The sequence below is a fragment of the Kribbella sp. NBC_01245 genome (assembly GCF_036226525.1).
GTDB lineage: Bacteria > Actinomycetota > Actinomycetes > Propionibacteriales > Kribbellaceae > Kribbella.
Map to the genome: position 1 here is coordinate 8589186 of NZ_CP108487.1, position 15924 is coordinate 8605109.

At 68.0% G+C, this 15924-nt stretch carries 17 protein-coding genes; 12 read left to right on the forward strand and 5 right to left on the reverse strand.

Annotated features, from left to right (window positions below; translation table 11 throughout):
• Positions 1–53 precede the first annotated feature (53 nt).
• Complete coding sequence (locus OG394_RS39595) at positions 54–1646, reverse strand: APC family permease (protein ID WP_328992512.1); 1593 nt, start codon at positions 1644–1646, stop codon at positions 54–56.
• Positions 1647–1781: 135 nt separating this feature from the next.
• Between OG394_RS39595 and OG394_RS39600 the strand changes: the two genes are divergently transcribed.
• Positions 1782–2726, forward strand: a complete 945-nt coding sequence (locus tag OG394_RS39600) for a tyrosine recombinase XerC (protein WP_328992513.1) — start codon at positions 1782–1784, stop codon at positions 2724–2726.
• A 30-nt stretch (positions 2727–2756) separates the two neighbouring features.
• A complete protein-coding gene (locus OG394_RS39605; protein WP_328992515.1) occupies positions 2757–3236 on the forward strand; it encodes an RrF2 family transcriptional regulator in 480 nt (159 codons plus the stop codon).
• Positions 3237–3430: 194 nt separating this feature from the next.
• On the opposite strand, the gene OG394_RS39610 is transcribed toward OG394_RS39605, so the two are convergent.
• The gene (locus OG394_RS39610; protein ID WP_328992517.1) at positions 3431–4414 is read right to left on the reverse strand and encodes a M23 family metallopeptidase; all 984 of its coding nucleotides are present in this window, start codon (positions 4412–4414) and stop codon (positions 3431–3433) included.
• Between the two features lie 352 nt (positions 4415–4766).
• Here OG394_RS39610 and rpsB point away from each other — a divergent pair, with 352 nt between their 5' ends.
• From rpsB to OG394_RS39640, 6 genes are all read left to right on the forward strand, one after another.
• Positions 4767–5723 carry a 30S ribosomal protein S2 gene (rpsB, locus tag OG394_RS39615; protein ID WP_328992519.1) on the forward strand — a complete coding sequence of 319 codons (957 nt, stop codon included), beginning with the start codon at positions 4767–4769 and terminating at the stop codon, positions 5721–5723.
• Between the two features lie 91 nt (positions 5724–5814).
• Positions 5815–6636 carry a translation elongation factor Ts gene (gene tsf, locus OG394_RS39620; protein ID WP_328992521.1) on the forward strand — a complete coding sequence of 274 codons (822 nt, stop codon included), beginning with the start codon at positions 5815–5817 and terminating at the stop codon, positions 6634–6636.
• Between the two features lie 161 nt (positions 6637–6797).
• Positions 6798–7511: a UMP kinase gene (pyrH, locus tag OG394_RS39625; protein ID WP_328996924.1), complete on the forward strand. Its 714-nt coding sequence runs from the start codon at positions 6798–6800 to the stop codon at positions 7509–7511.
• Positions 7512–7616: 105 nt separating this feature from the next.
• Positions 7617–8171, forward strand: a complete 555-nt coding sequence (frr, locus tag OG394_RS39630; protein ID WP_328996925.1) for a ribosome recycling factor — start codon at positions 7617–7619, stop codon at positions 8169–8171.
• Positions 8171–9004 (forward strand): phosphatidate cytidylyltransferase, encoded by an 834-nt coding sequence (locus OG394_RS39635; protein ID WP_328992523.1) that lies wholly within the window; start codon positions 8171–8173, stop codon positions 9002–9004. Before frr ends, OG394_RS39635 begins: the two co-directional genes overlap by 1 nt.
• Entirely contained in the window at positions 9001–9591 is a 591-nt protein-coding gene (locus OG394_RS39640) for a GNAT family N-acetyltransferase (RefSeq protein WP_328992525.1), read from the forward strand. Before OG394_RS39635 ends, OG394_RS39640 begins: the two co-directional genes overlap by 4 nt.
• Here OG394_RS39640 and OG394_RS39645 read toward each other — a convergent pair.
• Positions 9575–10597 carry an LLM class flavin-dependent oxidoreductase gene (locus OG394_RS39645; RefSeq protein ID WP_328992527.1) on the reverse strand — a complete coding sequence of 341 codons (1023 nt, stop codon included), beginning with the start codon at positions 10595–10597 and terminating at the stop codon, positions 9575–9577. The two genes, OG394_RS39640 and OG394_RS39645, sit on opposite strands and share 17 nt — an antisense overlap.
• Complete coding sequence (locus OG394_RS39650; protein ID WP_328992528.1) at positions 10597–11895, reverse strand: dicarboxylate/amino acid:cation symporter; 1299 nt, start codon at positions 11893–11895, stop codon at positions 10597–10599. The genes OG394_RS39645 and OG394_RS39650 overlap by 1 nt, the downstream gene beginning before the upstream one ends.
• A gap of 228 nt (positions 11896–12123) precedes the next feature.
• Here OG394_RS39650 and OG394_RS39655 point away from each other — a divergent pair, with 228 nt between their 5' ends.
• The 4 genes from OG394_RS39655 to OG394_RS39670 are packed head-to-tail and all read left to right on the forward strand — an operon-like array spanning position 12124 to position 15672.
• Complete coding sequence (locus OG394_RS39655; protein ID WP_328992530.1) at positions 12124–12630, forward strand: SigE family RNA polymerase sigma factor; 507 nt, start codon at positions 12124–12126, stop codon at positions 12628–12630.
• Entirely contained in the window at positions 12627–13943 is a 1317-nt protein-coding gene (locus OG394_RS39660) for a WD40/YVTN/BNR-like repeat-containing protein (protein ID WP_328992532.1), read from the forward strand. Before OG394_RS39655 ends, OG394_RS39660 begins: the two co-directional genes overlap by 4 nt.
• A gap of 43 nt (positions 13944–13986) precedes the next feature.
• Positions 13987–15105, forward strand: a complete 1119-nt coding sequence (rlmN, locus tag OG394_RS39665) for a 23S rRNA (adenine(2503)-C(2))-methyltransferase RlmN (protein WP_328992534.1) — start codon at positions 13987–13989, stop codon at positions 15103–15105.
• 3 nt (positions 15106–15108) lie between these two features.
• Entirely contained in the window at positions 15109–15672 is a 564-nt protein-coding gene (locus tag OG394_RS39670) for a DivIVA domain-containing protein (protein ID WP_328992535.1), read from the forward strand.
• 15 nt (positions 15673–15687) lie between these two features.
• Here OG394_RS39670 and OG394_RS39675 read toward each other — a convergent pair whose 3' ends face one another.
• Positions 15688–15867: a nuclear transport factor 2 family protein gene (locus OG394_RS39675; RefSeq protein ID WP_328992536.1), complete on the reverse strand. Its 180-nt coding sequence runs from the start codon at positions 15865–15867 to the stop codon at positions 15688–15690.
• Between the last annotated feature and the right edge of the window lie 57 nt (positions 15868–15924).

The window sequence follows — 15924 nt, forward strand, 5'->3', positions numbered from 1 at the left end:
GCCGGCCGCGAGGTGCGCGGCCGGCGATTCGGTGGTGTCTGGTGTTGCTGTGGTCAGTGGCGCATGTGGCGGCCGCGGGGCTTGCCGTTGGGGCCGATGTTCTCGTTGCGGACTACGCGCAGGCCGCCGGTGCCTGGATCGGTGTCGGCGTTGTCGAAGTCCCACTCGTCCTCGTTGGCGAGGCGGCTGTGCCAGCGCCCGTACAAGCCGTAGATCGCCAGGCCGACGAGCATCCAGACGATGAACTTGACCCACGTCGAGGTGGCCAGGTTCAGCATCAGCCAGATCGTGGCGGCGAGCGAGAGCAGCGGGATCAGGGGCACCAGCGGGACCCGGAAGCCGCGCTCCAGGTTCGGCTCGGAGCGACGCAGGGTGAGTACGCCGACCGCGCAGAACGCGAAGCAGAACAGCGAACCGATGACCAGCAGCTCCTCGAGCTCCAGCACCTTCGGGTAGAGCGTCAGCGCGATGGCTGCCGCGCCGGCCGCGGTGGCTGCCCGAGCGGGGGAGGAGTAGACCCGGCTGACCCGGCCCAGCCCCTTCGGCAGCAGGCCGTCACGACCCATGTTGAACAGCACGCGGCTCTGGGCGATCAGGACCACCATGATCACGGTCATCAGCGCCAGCAGAGCGCCCAGGTTGACCACGTTGGCGGCCCAGTCCACCCCGACCGAGGCCATCGCCTCCGAAACCGGGGCGTCGCCGCCGAGCTGGCCGTACGGCCGGAGACCGACCAGCACGATCGCCATCGCGACGTACAGCACGGTGACCGCGCCGAGGCCGAGCAGCATGCCCTGCGGCACGGTCTTGCGCGGGTTGCGGGCGTCCTCCGAGGCGGTCGCGATCAGGTCGAAGCCGATGAAGGCGAAGACGATCGCGCTGGCCGCGGTGAAGATGCCCATGGTGCCGAACGGGCCGAACGACAGATCGAGGATCCAGCCCAGCAAGGTCGGACTGGACTCCGCGGGCGCCGCCTTGGCCGCCGGGATGAAGGGCTTGTAGTTCTCGGCCTTGACGTGCGTGGCGCCGACGATGACGACCAGCAGGATGACGGCCACCTTCGCGCTGACCACGATCGTGAGCACGCGCGCGGACAGCTTGGTGCCGGTCACGACCATGAAGGTCAGCAGCAACAGCAGCGCGGGCGCGACCAGGTTGACATTCGCCTCCGGGTCCGCGAACTTCGCGATGCCCGTGGGTATGCCTATCCCGAACCCGTCCAGGGTCGCCAGCAGATACGCACCCCAGACCCGGGCGACGATGGAGGCCGCGGTGACCAGCTCGAGCACGAGGGCCCAGCCGACCAGCCAGGCCCAGGTCTCGCCGAACGTCACGTAGCTGAAGGTGTAGGCGCTACCCGATACGGGAATGGTGGAGGACAGTTCCGCGTAACAAAGCGCCGCGAGCAGGCAGACGACCGCCGCTATCACGAACGAGATGATCACTGCGGGTCCGGCGACGGCTGCGGCCTGCCTGCCACTGAGGCTGAAGATGCCAGAACCGATCATCACTCCGAGGCCGAGCACCACCATGTCCCGCCGGCCGAACAGGCGCGGCAGACGGTGACGTGCGTCTTCGACACGGGTGAACGCCGACTCGACCGGAAGTTTCCGGCCTATTGTCTGTCCGCTCGCCGAGGGGGCCATGGTCAGGGGTGCCTCCGTTGCGACTTGGGCAATCGGGGCGAACAGTAGTCGCTCAGCGGCGCAGGGACCAGAGCTTCGGTCACATCCAAGGCGTGGTGACTTGTCCGATCGGTCCGTCTCGCGCATGGTCGAGGCATGGCCAACGTTGTAGAACCCGAAACCCCTGATTTGTCAGGAGATTTCGTTGTGTTACTGCGCGACTACGAACGGCACCTCAGTGCCGAACGGGATCTCACCGCGCACTCCGTTCGGGCCTATCTCGGCGATATCGGCGACCTGCTGGACCACCTCACCCGGCTCGGGCACCACGAGCTGGCCGGCCTCGACCTGCGCGGTCTGCGCTCCTGGCTGGCGAAGCAGCAGAGCCTCGGCAAGGCCCGGAGCACGATTTCGCGCCGGGCGACGGCGGCACGGGTGTTCACGGCCTGGGCGCACCGGACCGGCAGGATCGCTACCGACCCGGGCGCGTTGCTGGCCAGCCCGCGGCCGCATCGCACGCTGCCCGGCGTGCTCGGTGCGAGCGATACGAAGGCGTTGCTCGACGTGAGCGCGATCGCGGCCGATGACGGGCATCCGGTCGGTTTGCGGGATCTCGCCATCATCGAACTGCTCTACGCCACCGGCATCCGGGTCGGCGAGCTTTGCGGTCTCGACATCGACGACGTGGATACGGGCCGCCGGGTCGTGCGGGTGTTCGGCAAGGGGCGCAAGGAGCGGTCAGTCCCGTACGGCGTGCCTGCGGGGGAGGCGTTGGACGGCTGGCAGCGGCAGGGGCGACCGGCGTTGGCCCAACCCGGCAGCGGGCCGGCGTTGTTCCTCGGCGCTCGCGGTGGGCGGATCGACCAGCGGGCGGTACGGCGCCTCGTGCACGAGCGGGTCGCGTCGATCGAGGGCGCGCCTGAGTTGTCGCCACACGGTCTGCGTCATACGGCGGCCACGCACTTGCTGGAAGGTGGTGCGGACCTGCGCAGCGTGCAGGAACTGCTCGGGCATGCGTCGCTCGCGACCACGCAGATCTACACCCATGTCTCGGGCGATCGACTGCGACGCGCCTACGACCAGGCCCATCCACGCGCGTGACCGGTACCCCGATACGGCAGACTGCGTTGTATGCGGGTTTCGGCGAAGTCTGACTATGCGCTTCGGGCGCTGATCGAGATCACCAGGCGATCTACGGAGGACAACCCCGGCGTCATCTCGGCCGAGGAGCTCAGCCGCGCGCAGGGCATCCCGCACGGCTTCCTGCAGGGCATCCTGGCCGATCTGCGCCGGGTCGGCATCCTGTCCAGTCAGCGCGGGCAGTCCGGCGGCTGGCGAATGGCGATGGACCCGGCCGAGATCTCGGTCGCCGACGTCATGCGCGCCGTCGACGGTCCGATCGTGAGCATCTCCGGCGCCCGGCCCGAGGCGGTCAACTACAACGACCGCGCCGTCGTCCTGCAGCGGGTCTGGATCGCGGCCCGCGACAGTCTGCGCGACGTGTTGGAGAACACCACGCTGGCCGATCTCGGCTCCGGCAAGCTGCCCGCGGGAGTCGAACGCCGCGCCCGCGACGACGACGCCTGGCAAGCCCGCGTCCCCGGCAGCTAACCAACATCGCCGAACCGCCTGCCCGCTAGCCGCCAACAGCCGAGCGCCGTCCCCTGACCGCCATCCGGTGACGTCCATCCGACTGTCGTCGGCCAGCTAAGCGCCATCACCTGAGCGCCACCCGATGGCCTCGGCCAGCTAGGCGCCATCACCTGAGCGCCATGAGCTGTCGGCAATCGGCCGACGTTCATCGGTCAGTGCCTCCGGACCAGTACGGCACTACCGATCACCGCGGTCGCGGCCAACCCCACCGCCAACGCGCCAGCCGAACCGTCGCCACGGCCGCCCGAGCCCACCGTCCCCGAGCCGCCCGCAGCCCCCGAACCAGTCGAACCACCGTCACCCGACGCTGAGGGAACCGGCCCGGACCGCGCGACAGGCACCCCGTCCACCGGCGACAACGGTTCTCCGTCCAGCGGTGCCACCGGCTTCCCGTCCAGATCCAGCGGCGACACTGGCCTCCCGTCCAGCGGCAGCACGTGCTTCCCGTCCAGCGGTAACCCGGGCTTCCCGTCCGGCGCTGGCCCCGGCATTCCGTCAGGCGGTAGGCCCGGCTTTCCGTCAGGCGGTAGGCCCGGCTTTCCGTCTGGCGGGAGCAAGGGCAGTAGGCGTACGCCTTGGTGGCGTATGAGGGTGAGGGGGTCGACGTACTGCTTGCCTCTGAGCAGGCCCCAGTGGAGGCAGGTCGCGGGCGCGCAGTGGCTCCCGGCCGCGGATAACCGGCCGAGTGGTTCGCCGCGGGCTAGGACCTGGCCGACGCGCACCACGGCGACCACCGGCTCGTACGTCGTACGGCTGGAGCCGTGGGTGAGCACGACGACTCCGCGGCCGGCGATCGCGCCGGCGAACCGGACCGTCCCGGGAGCAGGCGCGAGCACGGCCTGACCGATGGCACCCGCGAGGTCGACACCGCGATGACCCGCCGCCCACGGCTCCGGCGGCGGCTCGAACGGGCGAACGACCGCCGGCCGCGGGCTGAGCGGCCAGCCGTCATCAGCCGTTGCCAAGGCACCAGCCGGTGCCGACGCATCAGCCGTTGACAAGGCGCCAGCCGGTGCCGAGGCAGCAGGCGGTGCCAAGGCGGCAGCCCACGCGGGGGCGGTGGCGGCTGCTTGGGCGGCGAAGACTGCGACGAGGAAGAGGCAGCACCGGGAAAGCGGCCGGAAAAAGGTGTCCATGCGGAGAAGATGCCGTCGGATCACCCTCTGTGAACAACTGATTCACCGCCTGTGGATAGCCGTCCCGGGAGCGGGCCTGTGGATGAAGGCGGGCCCGGTTCGACCTCGACCGGTTCAACCCCGTAGACTTCTGGAGGCGTCCCGTGTGAACGGGGCGACTTCGCACGCCCGCCGACCAAAGGCCGCACCTCGGTGCGGGACGGCGGACGCACCTCTCGGTCCTCGATACCGGCTCAGCCGGTCAGGGGATTGGTGCGTGCGGGCGTCAGGCACGACGGACCGACCCGGTCCGCCGTGGACAACCGAGACAGGCGTGCCCGGCTGAGCCGGGCCGCGACAGGAGGAACACCTCATGGCCGTCGTGACCATGAAGCAGCTGCTCGAGAGCGGCGTCCACTTCGGGCACCAGACCCGTCGCTGGAACCCGAAGATGAAGCGATTCATCTTCACCGAGCGCAACGGCATCTACATCATCGACCTCCAGCAGTCGCTGTCGTACATCGACCGCGCCTACGAGTTCGTGCGCAGCACCGTCGCCTCCGGCGGCGCGATTCTCTTCGTCGGCACCAAGAAGCAGGCGCAGGAAGCGATCGCCGAGCAGGCGACCCGCGTCGGCATGCCGTACGTGAACCAGCGTTGGCTGGGCGGCATGCTCACCAACTTCCAGACCGTCAACAAGCGGCTCCAGCGCCTCAAGGAGCTCGAGCTGCTCGACTTCGACGACGTCGCCGCTTCCGGTGTGACGAAGAAGGAACTGCTGCAGAAGCGTCGCGAGCACGACAAGCTGCTCAAGACCCTCGGCGGTATCCGTGACATGGCCCGCGTTCCGGCCGCCGTCTGGATCGTCGACACCAAGAAGGAGCACCTCGCCGTTGACGAGGCGCGCAAGCTGAAGCTGCCGATCATCGGCATCCTGGACACCAACTGCGACCCGGACGAGGTCGACTTCCCGATCCCGGGCAACGACGACGCCATTCGTTCGGTCGGCCTGCTGACCCGCGTGGTCGCCGACGCCGTCGCCGACGGTCTGATGTCGCGCGGTGGCCAGGGTGCTGCCGCCGCCGGCGAGGAGCTGGGCGCCGAGGAGCCGATGGCTGCTTGGGAGCGCGAGCTGCTCGAGAGCCAGGGCGCCACCGACACCCCGGCTGACGCTGCCGCTGCCGCGTCCACCGAGGCGCCGGCCGCCACCGAGGCCCCGGCCGAGACCGAGCCGGCCGCTGTAGTCGAGCCGGCCGCCGAGGAGACCCCGAAGGCTGACGAGACCGCCGTGGCCGATGAGGCCCCGAAGGCCGACGACGCCAAGGCCTGATCTACCCGAGGCCTGACCAGAGCCCCAGGCTCCGGTCAGGCCGCAGGCCAGCCCACCCAGCAGACGCTCCGACAAGACGAGAGATCGAGGAATGGCGAACTACACCGCCGCTGACGTGAAGAAGCTCCGCGACGCCACCGGCGCGGGCATGATGGACGCGAAGAAGGCGCTCGAGACCACCGACGGCGACTTCGAGAAGGCGATCGAGGAGCTGCGCATCCACGGCGCGGCCAAGGCCGCCAAGCGTGGCGCCGAGCGCTCCGCCACCAACGGCCTCGTGGCCGCGGCCGAGAACGCGCTGGTCCAGCTGAACTGCGAGACCGACTTCGTCGCCAAGAACGAGCAGTTCCAGCAGCTCGCCAACGACATCGTCGCGCACGCTTCGGCGAGCAAGGTCGGCGACATCGAGGGCCTGCTCAGCGAGAAGCTGGCCGACGGCAAGTCCGTCGCCGAGAACATCGAGTCTCTGGCCGCCGTCATCGGCGAGAAGCTGGAGCTCGGCAAGGTCGCCGTCTTCACCGAGGGCAACGTCGCCGCCTACATGCACAAGCGTGCGGCCGACCTGCCGGCTCAGGTCGGTGTCCTGGTCGAATTCGAGGGTGACAACATCGACGCCGCCCGGGGCGCTGCCATGCAGGCCGCCGCGATGCGTCCGCTGTACACCAACCGCGACGAGGTCCCGGCCGAGACGGTCGAGAACGAGCGCCGGATCGCCGAGGCGACCGCTCGCGAAGAGGGCAAGCCGGAAGGCGCGCTGCCGAAGATCGTCGAGGGTCGGGTGAACGGCTTCTTCAAGGAGGTCGTGCTGCTCGAGCAGTCGTCGGTCCAGGAGAACAAGAAGACCGTGAAGACGGTTCTCGACGAGGCCGGCGTGACCGTCAAGCGGTTCGCTCGCTTCGAGGTCGGGGCCTGACGGCAGCTCGATCCAGCCAGTCAACACAGCCTAACGAGGAGGCCGGAGTCGTGACGGAAACCGAAGGTACCGAGACGAATCCGGCCTCTTCGGCTGGAATCAGCACAGTGGCTGGAATCAGCACAGTGGCTGGGACCAGCGCAGTGGCTGGACAGGCTGAGGTGGAGAAGCGCCAGCGGGTGCTGCTGAAGCTGTCCGGCGAGGTGTTCGGCGGCGGCAAGCTCGGCGTCGACCCGGACGTGGTGAACTCGATCGCCAAGCAGATCGCCGAGGTCGTTCGCGGCGGTGTGCAGGTCGCGATCGTGGTCGGCGGCGGCAACTTCTTCCGCGGTGCTGAGTTGCAGCAGCGGGGGATGGAGCGCAACCGCGCCGACTACATGGGCATGCTCGGCACGGTGATGAACTGCCTCGCCCTGCAGGACTTCCTGGAGAAGCTCGGCATCGAGACGCGCGTGCAGACCGCCATCACGATGGGCCAGGTCGCCGAGCCGTACATCCCGCGCAAGGCCGACCGGCACCTGTCCAAGGGCCGCGTGGTGATCTTCGGCGCCGGTTCCGGCATGCCGTACTTCTCCACCGACACGGTCGCCGCCCAGCGCGCGCTGGAGATCGGCGCCGAGGCGTTGCTGATGGGTAAGCAGGGTGTGGACGGGGTCTACGACTCCGACCCCAAGAAGAACCCGGACGCGGTTAAGTTCGACGGCCTGTCCTACGACGACTTCCTCGCGCGCGGTCTCAAGGTGGCCGACGCCACCGCGATCAGCCTGGCGCGCGACAACGCTCTTCCGATCGTGATCTTCGGTCTGGAGGAGGGCAACATCGCCCGCGTCATCCGGGGTGAGAAGATCGGCACCATCGTGTCGGCCGGCCGGTAACGGTCCCGACACGCACAAAGCGTTGTTCCGGGCGTTGCACCGGTTGCGTTCATAGGGTTGGAGCGGCCGCACCGAGGCGGCCCCGAGGAAGCGAGGATTGTCGTGATCGACGAAGCACTCCGCGAAGCCGAGCAGAAGATGGCGAAGGCCGTGGAGGTCGCCAAGGACGAGTTCGCCGCGATCCGGACCGGCCGGGCGCACCCCGCCATGTTCGCGAACATCACCGCGGACTACTACGGCCAGCAGACCCCGCTCCAGCAGCTCGCCGGGTTCCAGATCCCCGAGCCGCGCACGGTCCTCATCTCGCCGTACGACAAGAGCGCAATGGTCGCGATCGAGAAGGCCATTCGCGACTCCGACCTGGGCGTGAACCCGGGTAACGACGGTTCGGTGATCCGGATCTCGATGCCGCAGCTGACCGAAGAGCGCCGCAAGGAGTACATCAAGCTGGCGAAGACCAAGGCCGAGGAGGCCAAGGTCTCGATGCGCAACATCCGCCGTCACGCCAAGGACGCCGTCGACAAGTCCGTCAAGGACGGCGACGCGGGCGAGGACGAGGGCAAGAGTGCTGAGAAGCGGCTCGATGCGTTGACGAAGAAGAACGTCGACGCCATCGATGATCTGCTCAAGCACAAGGAAGCCGAACTGCTCGAGGTGTGATGGGCCTCGACCAGAGCGCCCCCACGCCGAGCCGGGCCGGGCGCAATCTCCCGGCCGCGATCGGCGTCGGGGTCGTACTCGGTGCTGCCATCATCGGCTCGCTCTATTGGCAGAAGTGGCTCTTCATCGTTCTCGTGGTGGCCGTGATCCTGGTCGCGGTCGACGAGATGGGCAAGGCGCTGAAGGTCGGCGGCGCGTCCGTCGCCGAGGTGCCGATGCTGGCCGGATCCTTCGCGATGCTCGTCGCGGCCTATCTCGGTGGGCCACTGGCGTTGCTGACCGCGATGGGCCTCACCGTGCTCGCGACCGTCTTCTGGCGGATGCCGGGCGGCGCGCAGGGGTTCGTCCGCGATACCAGCGCGAGTATTTTCCTGATCGGCTATGTGCCGATGCTGGCCGGTTTCGCGGTGCTGCTGGTGCGTCCTGAGGACGGGCCCGGGCGGGTGATCACGTTCTTCCTCGTCGTGGTCGCCAGTGATGTCGGCGGTTATGTCGCGGGTGTGCTGTTCGGCAAGCACCCGATGGCGCCGACGATCAGCCCGAAGAAGTCGTGGGAAGGTTTTGCCGGTTCCACGATCGGCTGTGTGCTCGCCGGAACGCTGTCGGTCATCTTCCTGCTGGACGGTGACTGGTGGATCGGTGTGCTGATCGGCCTGATCTCGGTGGGTACGGCGACGCTGGGCGATCTCGGTGAGTCGATGATCAAGCGCGACCTCGGCATCAAGGACATGTCCAACCTGCTGCCCGGGCACGGCGGCATCATGGATCGCCTGGACTCGCTGCTCGCCACCGCGCCATTCGTCTGGCTGATCCTGCATCTCCTGGTGAAATGACCACCACCGCTCCGGACGGCCGGACCCTGACCGACGGATACATCCGCCTGGACAGACTGACGACCGAAGACATTCCCGAGCTGTACGACGCGATCGCGCATCCCGAGGTCTACGGGACCGGCTATGGCGGCATAGCCGGTCCGCCCCGGGATCTCGACCACATGCGCGAGCAGTGGACCAAGTACGCCGACAGCCATCTGATCTACGCCATCCGGCTGGTCGCGGACAACCAGCTCGTCGGGACTTCCAGCTTCGCCGAGATCGACGTACGGAACGAGAGCATCGAGGTGGGCGCTACGGCGTTCCGGCCGGCGTTGTGGGGGAGTGGGCTCAACCCGGCGGCCAAGCTACTCATGCTTGGGCATGTCTTCGACGATTGCGGATTCGGCCGGGTCGCGATCGGGGTGGACATCCGCAACACCAGGTCGCTCTGGGCCGTCGCCAAGCTGGGTGCGGTCCACGAGGGCACGATGCGGCGGTTCCAGCGTTGTTACGACGGGACGTTCCGGGACATGGTGCTGTTCTCGATCCTCGCGGACGAGTGGCCGGACGTTAAGAAAGGCCTGCAGGTCAGGCTAGGGCGCTGAGCTTCTCGTACGACGCAAGCAGCTCCGAACGGTCGAAGCTGTTCGTAGTCACCAGTAGCTCGTCCGCCTGCGTACGAGCGATCAGCCCCTGCAGAGTGGTTCCAACCTCGTCAGGCGTGCCGTAGACCTGGCCAGCGAGAGACGACTCGAAGAACCCGCGCTCCTTCTCCGTCATCTCCAGCGCGAGTACGTCGTCCACCGACTGCAGTGGCGGGAACACCCCACGCGTACGCGAATAGGCGCTAGCCCATGCCTCCGGCAACAACAGCCGCCGCGCGTCTTCCTTGCTGTCGGCAACTGCCACCGTCGACGCCAACACGACGTACGGCGCCTCGCCCCAGGCCGACGGGCGGAACTCCGAGCGGTACCGGTTGATCCACCCAAGGAGCTCGTCCTCACCACGGACGCCTGCGATGACCAGTGGCAGTCCTAGATCCGCCGCGAGCAAGGCGCCCTCTCCAACGGCCATGACGTACGTCGGGAGGCGCAGGCCCTCCCCAGGGCGTGCGTGCACCTGGGGATGGACCTGCTGACTGCCGTCGAAGTAGCCGAGTAGTTCGCGCAGTTGTGCCGCGAAGTCCTCCACGGCGTCCTTGTCGACGCCTAGCGCTCTACGGATGCCGTTGGTGAATCCGACGGACCGGCCGAGGCCCATGTCGATCCGGCCCGGGTAGAGCGACTCCAGGACGCCGAACTGCTCCGCGACCACCAGTGGCTGGTGGTTCGGCAACATCACGCCGCCGGTGCCTACGCGGATGCGCGAGGTGGCACCGGCGATGGCGGCCGCCAGTACTGTCGGTGCCGAGCCAACGACGCCGGGAACGCTGTGGTGCTCGGAGACCCAGAAGCGGTGATACCCGAGCTCCTCGGCCTGCTGGGCGAACCGAACCGTCTGCCGAAGGGCCTCCGGCTCGGACTCGCCCTGCCGGGTCCGAGACCGATCCAGGACCGAAAGCGGCACGCCCAGCACCGACTGCGGCACGCCCAGCACCGACGTACTGATCATCAGACGGTTACCGGCACCCGGTTGTCGGCGATCGCGCGGTCCTCGTGGCCGTTGTAGACGTCTTCGTCGAGGATGCCCTCACGCTTGGCGACCAGTACCGGGACGAGCGCCTGACCGGCGACGTTCACGGCGGTACGGCCCATGTCCAGGATCGGGTCGATGGCGAGCAGCAGGCCGACGCCTTCCAGCGGCAGGCCGAGGGTCGACAAGGTGAGCGTCAGCATCACGATCGCTCCGGTCAGACCGGCGGTCGCGGCCGAGCCGATCACGGAGACGAAGGCGATCAGCACGTACTCCTTCAGGCCGAGGTCGACCCCGAAAACCTGAGCCACGAAGATCGCGGCAATGGCCGGGTAGATCGCGGCGCAACCGTCCATCTTGGTGGTGGCGCCGAACGGCACGCTGAACGCGGCGTACTCCTTCGGCACGCCGAGGTTGTCGGTGACGACCCGCTGGGTCAACGGCATCGTGCCGACCGAGGACCGGGAGACGAAGGCCAGCTGGATCGCGGGCCAGGCGCCGGCGAAGAAGCGCAGCGGATTCAGCCGGGCGACGAACGCCAGCAGAGCCGGGTAGACGACGAGCAGCACCAGCGCGAGACCCAGGTAGATGGCGCCGGAGAACTTGGCCAACGGCGACAGCAGATCCCAGCCATAGTTCGCGACGGCCTTGCCGATCAGGCCCGCCGTACCGATCGGGGCCAGGCGGATGACCCACCACAACGCCTTCTGGACGAGCTCGAGCACGGCCGCGGACAAGGTGATGACCGGCTGCGCGGCCTTACCGACGGCCAGTGCAGCGGCACCGGTGACAGCCGCGAGGAAGACGATCTGCAGCACGTTGCCCTCTACGAAGGCGGCGACCGGGTTCGTCGGGATGATGCCGGTGAGGAAGTCGAGCCAGCTGCCGACGTTCTCGGGCCGTTCGGCGCCGGCGGTGTCGAGGCTCAGGCCCCGGCCCGGGTTGACGATCAGGCCGATCCCGATACCGATCAGGACCGCGATCAACGACGTGAGCAGGAACCAGCCGAGCGTGCGCAGCGCCAGCCGGGCGGCGTTGCTCACCTCGCGCAGGTTGGTGATCGAGATGACGATCGCGGTGAAGACGAGTGGCGGGACGGCCAGTTTGAGCAGCTGGACGAAGATCGAGCCGACAGTGGTGAGTGTCGTGGCGAGCCAGCCGACGTCACCGGCGCGGGCGATCAGCCCGAGGACGACGCCGAGCGCGAGGCCGAGCAGGATCTGGGCGCCGAAGGGAATGGTGAACCTTTTGGGCGCGACAGTAGGAGCGGATGACACGGGGATGACCTTTCGGAAGGACTGACCAGGAGTACGGAGGCGGTCAGCTTCGACAGGCGTGACTGGTCACGCGCTGCAGATCGACATGCAGCCGCTCGGTCAGGTTCCAGGGATTGGTCATCTCAGTGAGCAGTCAACAACGGGCGACGGTGAAATATTTCCGCGCCCGTGCAACCTTCCGACGCGGTCAGGCGTCCTTGGTCTGCTGGAGTCGGAAAAGGGGTGGGGATGAACGACGGGGAACGCGCTGCGTTCAACGAGTTCGTGCAGGCGCGGCTGCCGAAGCTGCTGCGTTTCGGGCATGCGCTGACCGGTGATCCGCACTCGGGGGCGGACCTGGTCCAGGACGCGCTCGAGCGGGCCATGTTGGCGTGGTCGCGGATCGATGCCAAGGACGATCCGGAAGGATATGTCCGGCGCATCATGGTGAACCGCAACGTGAGCATCTGGCGCCGGCACCGCAAGGAGCGGTTGACCGACCAGCCGCCGGAGAAGGCATCCGGCGAGTCACCCGGCAACGAACGCGACGACGGCCTGTGGGAGGCGATCAAACAACTGCCCGCGAAGCAGCGGGCGGTGATCGTGCTGCGGTATTACGAGGACCTGAGCGAGGTCCAGATCGCGGCGACCATGGGCGTCAGCACCGGCACGGTGAAGAGCCAGGCCTCCCGGGCCATGGCCAAGTTGAGGACTTTGATGGACGAGAAGAACCTGGTCGGAGGTGAGGTGCGATGAGTGACCTCGAGAACGACCTGAAGCGGGTCCTGCAGAACAAGGCCGACGGTGACTACGTGACCGGTGCGGACGTGATGCTGGACCGCGTCTCCAAGGGCGCCACCCGGCTGCACCGCCGCCGCATCGGCGCGGTCGCGCTGAGCACGCTCGCGATCGTCACCGCCGGTACGACGCTCGCCCTGAACCTCGGCGACATCACCGACGCGAACCCGCCGGTCGTCGGCAAAACCACCACGCCGCCTCCCGGTGTGTCCCCGACGACCACCCCGCAGACCGCGCCGACCTCGGCGCCGACCAAAGGCACGACCGAGGGACCGGCCATCGGCGGCCAGCCCACGAACACCGCCACCACAACTCCGACGATCACGCCCACCACTCCCGCGGTGACGCCGACTGTCGGAGTCACGGTGTCGGGTTTCAACTTCCGCGGTGCGGCGACCAACGGTGACAGCACGATCCGGGTTATCGGAGACGGCAACTGCAATGGCGCCGGCTGCTATCCGATCTTGCTCAGCACGGACGGCGGAAAGACCTTCCAGTACGAGGAGTCCGCTCCGGGGCAGGCGCACGATCTCGGTGTCTCGGGCGACTATTGGTGGACCTCTGGTGGTTCGCAGCGATCGATCCAGTCGAGCGAGGACGATGGCAAAACGTGGACCCCCCATCAGGCACCAGGGGTGATCCGGGCGGTCTACGGGCAAGGCAGTACCCCGATCTTCAAAATCGGCACGGGCTCGGACATGCACCTCTACCGAGGCGGCGGCTCGCCGTACTTCACCCGGATCGAGCCGGGTCTAGGCCGGGCGCACGACTACTCCGTCTGGGGCCGGGCCGTCGCGAGCGGCGACGTCAACGGCATGGTCGGAGTCGTGGTCAGCAACTCCGACCACAAACCCCGGATGACGCCCTGCAAGACCACCTCGATCGATACCCAGGTGTCCGCGGGACCGGGTGACGTGATCTGGCTGATGTGTCCCACCTCGGCCTCGGCCGGACCGACGTTGATGCTGTCGTCCGACGCGGGCAAGAGCTGGAAGACGGTCACCAGCAACGTGCCGCGGCCCGGCGCGGTGAACCACATCGCCGCGATCAGCGCGGACGCGGCGCTCTACTACGCCGGCCCGACCAGCAAGGCGACGCGGGTCCGGGTGGATGGCGGCACCCGCGAGGTGGTGATCACCGGCATGGCCGAGGTGGGTGATCTCTACTTCCAGACGTCGTCGGTGGGCTACGCGAGCAGCTATGGCCGGTTGATGCGGACGACCGACGGTGGTCTGACCTGGAACCGGGTGACATTCCCCGCTTTCGAGTAGGTGAATTTGTGAACGGAGGCCGGGGCAGGGACAATCGGTGAAGATGACTACCTCCCTGCCCTTGGTTTTCGATGAGCCGCGCCGTGCCAAGAAGCCGCCGCGGCACCTGGCCGACCTCAGTGGCGAGGAGCGCAAGACCGCGGTGACCGCGCTCGGGGAGCCCGCTTTCCGCGCGAACCAGCTGTCCAACCACTACTTCTCCCGGCTGACCGACGATCCGGCGCAGATGACCGATCTGCCGGCCGCGACCCGGGACAAGCTCGTCGCTGACCTGATGCCGCCGCTGCTGACCCGCGTGCGCGACATGGAGTGCGACAACGGCACCACCCGTAAGACCCTGTGGAAGCTGCTCGACGGCTCGCTGGTCGAGTCCGTGCTGATGCGCTACAAGGACCGGACGACGATGTGCGTGTCCTCCCAGGCCGGTTGTGGCATGGCCTGCCCGTTCTGCGCGACCGGCCAGGCCGGGCTGACCCGGAACATGAGCACCGCCGAGATCGTCGAGCAGGTCGTCGACGGCGCCCGCGCCCTGGCCCGTGGCGAGATCAACGGCGGACCGGGTCGGGTCAACAACATCGTCTTCATGGGCATGGGCGAGCCGATGGCCAACTACAAGGCCGTGATCGGCGCCGTCCGGCGATTCACCGAGCCGTCGCCCGAGGGCCTGGGCATCTCGGCTCGTGGCGTCACCGTCTCCACCGTCGGCCTGGTGCCGCGGATGAAGCAGCTCGCGACCGAGGGCATCCCGGTCACACTGGCGTTGTCGCTGCACGCGCCGGATGACGAGCTCCGCGACGAGCTGGTGCCGATCAACAACCGGTGGAAGGTCGACGAGGTTCTCGACGCCGCCTGGGGATACGCCCAGCAGACCAAACGCCGCGTCTCCATCGAGTACGCGATGATTCGCGATATCAACGACCACGCCTGGCGAGCCGACCTGCTCGGCGAGAAGCTCGCGGCCCGCGGCGACTGGGGGTGGGTGCACGTCAACCTGATCCCGCTGAACCCGACGCCCGGCTCGAAGTGGACCGCCTCCGACCCGGCCGATGAGCGCGAGTTCGTCCGGCGGCTCGAGGCGCACGGCATCCCCACCACCGTCCGCGATACCCGCGGGCAGGAGATCGACGGCGCCTGCGGCCAGCTCGCCGCCGCGGGCGACTGAGCCTTGCTGCGCCCAGACTTCGCCGTACGGCGGACCGGCGAGCGCTATGACCGCGCCGACGTCGATGCCTTCGTCAATCGCGTGCTGGCCGCCACCGAGCGCGGCACGCCGTCCGGCCCGGAGCTGACCCGGCCCGAGCTCACCCGCGCCGACGTTCAGAACGCCACCTTCGGCCGGCCGTTCTTCGGTCCGGGTTATGCGGCCGAACAGGTCGACGACTTCCTGTCGCAAGCGGTGAGCTGGCTGCCGGCGGACGAGCCCCCGCACCGCACGGCCCACAAGACGACCGACCACACGACCCACCGCCCAGAGCAGAGCGACCCGGTGCAGTTCGAGCCGCCGCAGTTCTCGCCGGTGCGGCTCCGGGCGGCGTACGACATGGACGAGGTCGATGACTTTGTCGACCGGGTGATGGCCACGGTCAATCGCCGGCCGGTCGATCGGCCGGTCACCGATCGCGACGTGCGAGAGGTCGCGTTCAGCGTGGTCCGGGTGCGCGAGGGCTACGAGATCGAGCAGGTCGACCTCTTCCTCGACCAGGCCGAAGACTGGCTCCGCCACCCCTGAGCGTCGTCCCACCGCTCATCCGCCCAGCAGGTCGGTATAGAACGCCCGGATCTCCGTATGCCCTGCCGCGATCCCTCCACCCGGCAGAGCCAGCACGGCCGTCGGCTCGTAGAGCGCGACAACCGCCTCCACGTCGCCGGCATTGATGTGCGCCACCAGCAAACGCGCCAAGTCTTCCGGTACGGCGGCAACCATCGGAACCTCCTTGCTCGACCTTGTCCGCCAAACCGTAGACAAGCCCACCGACAGTTC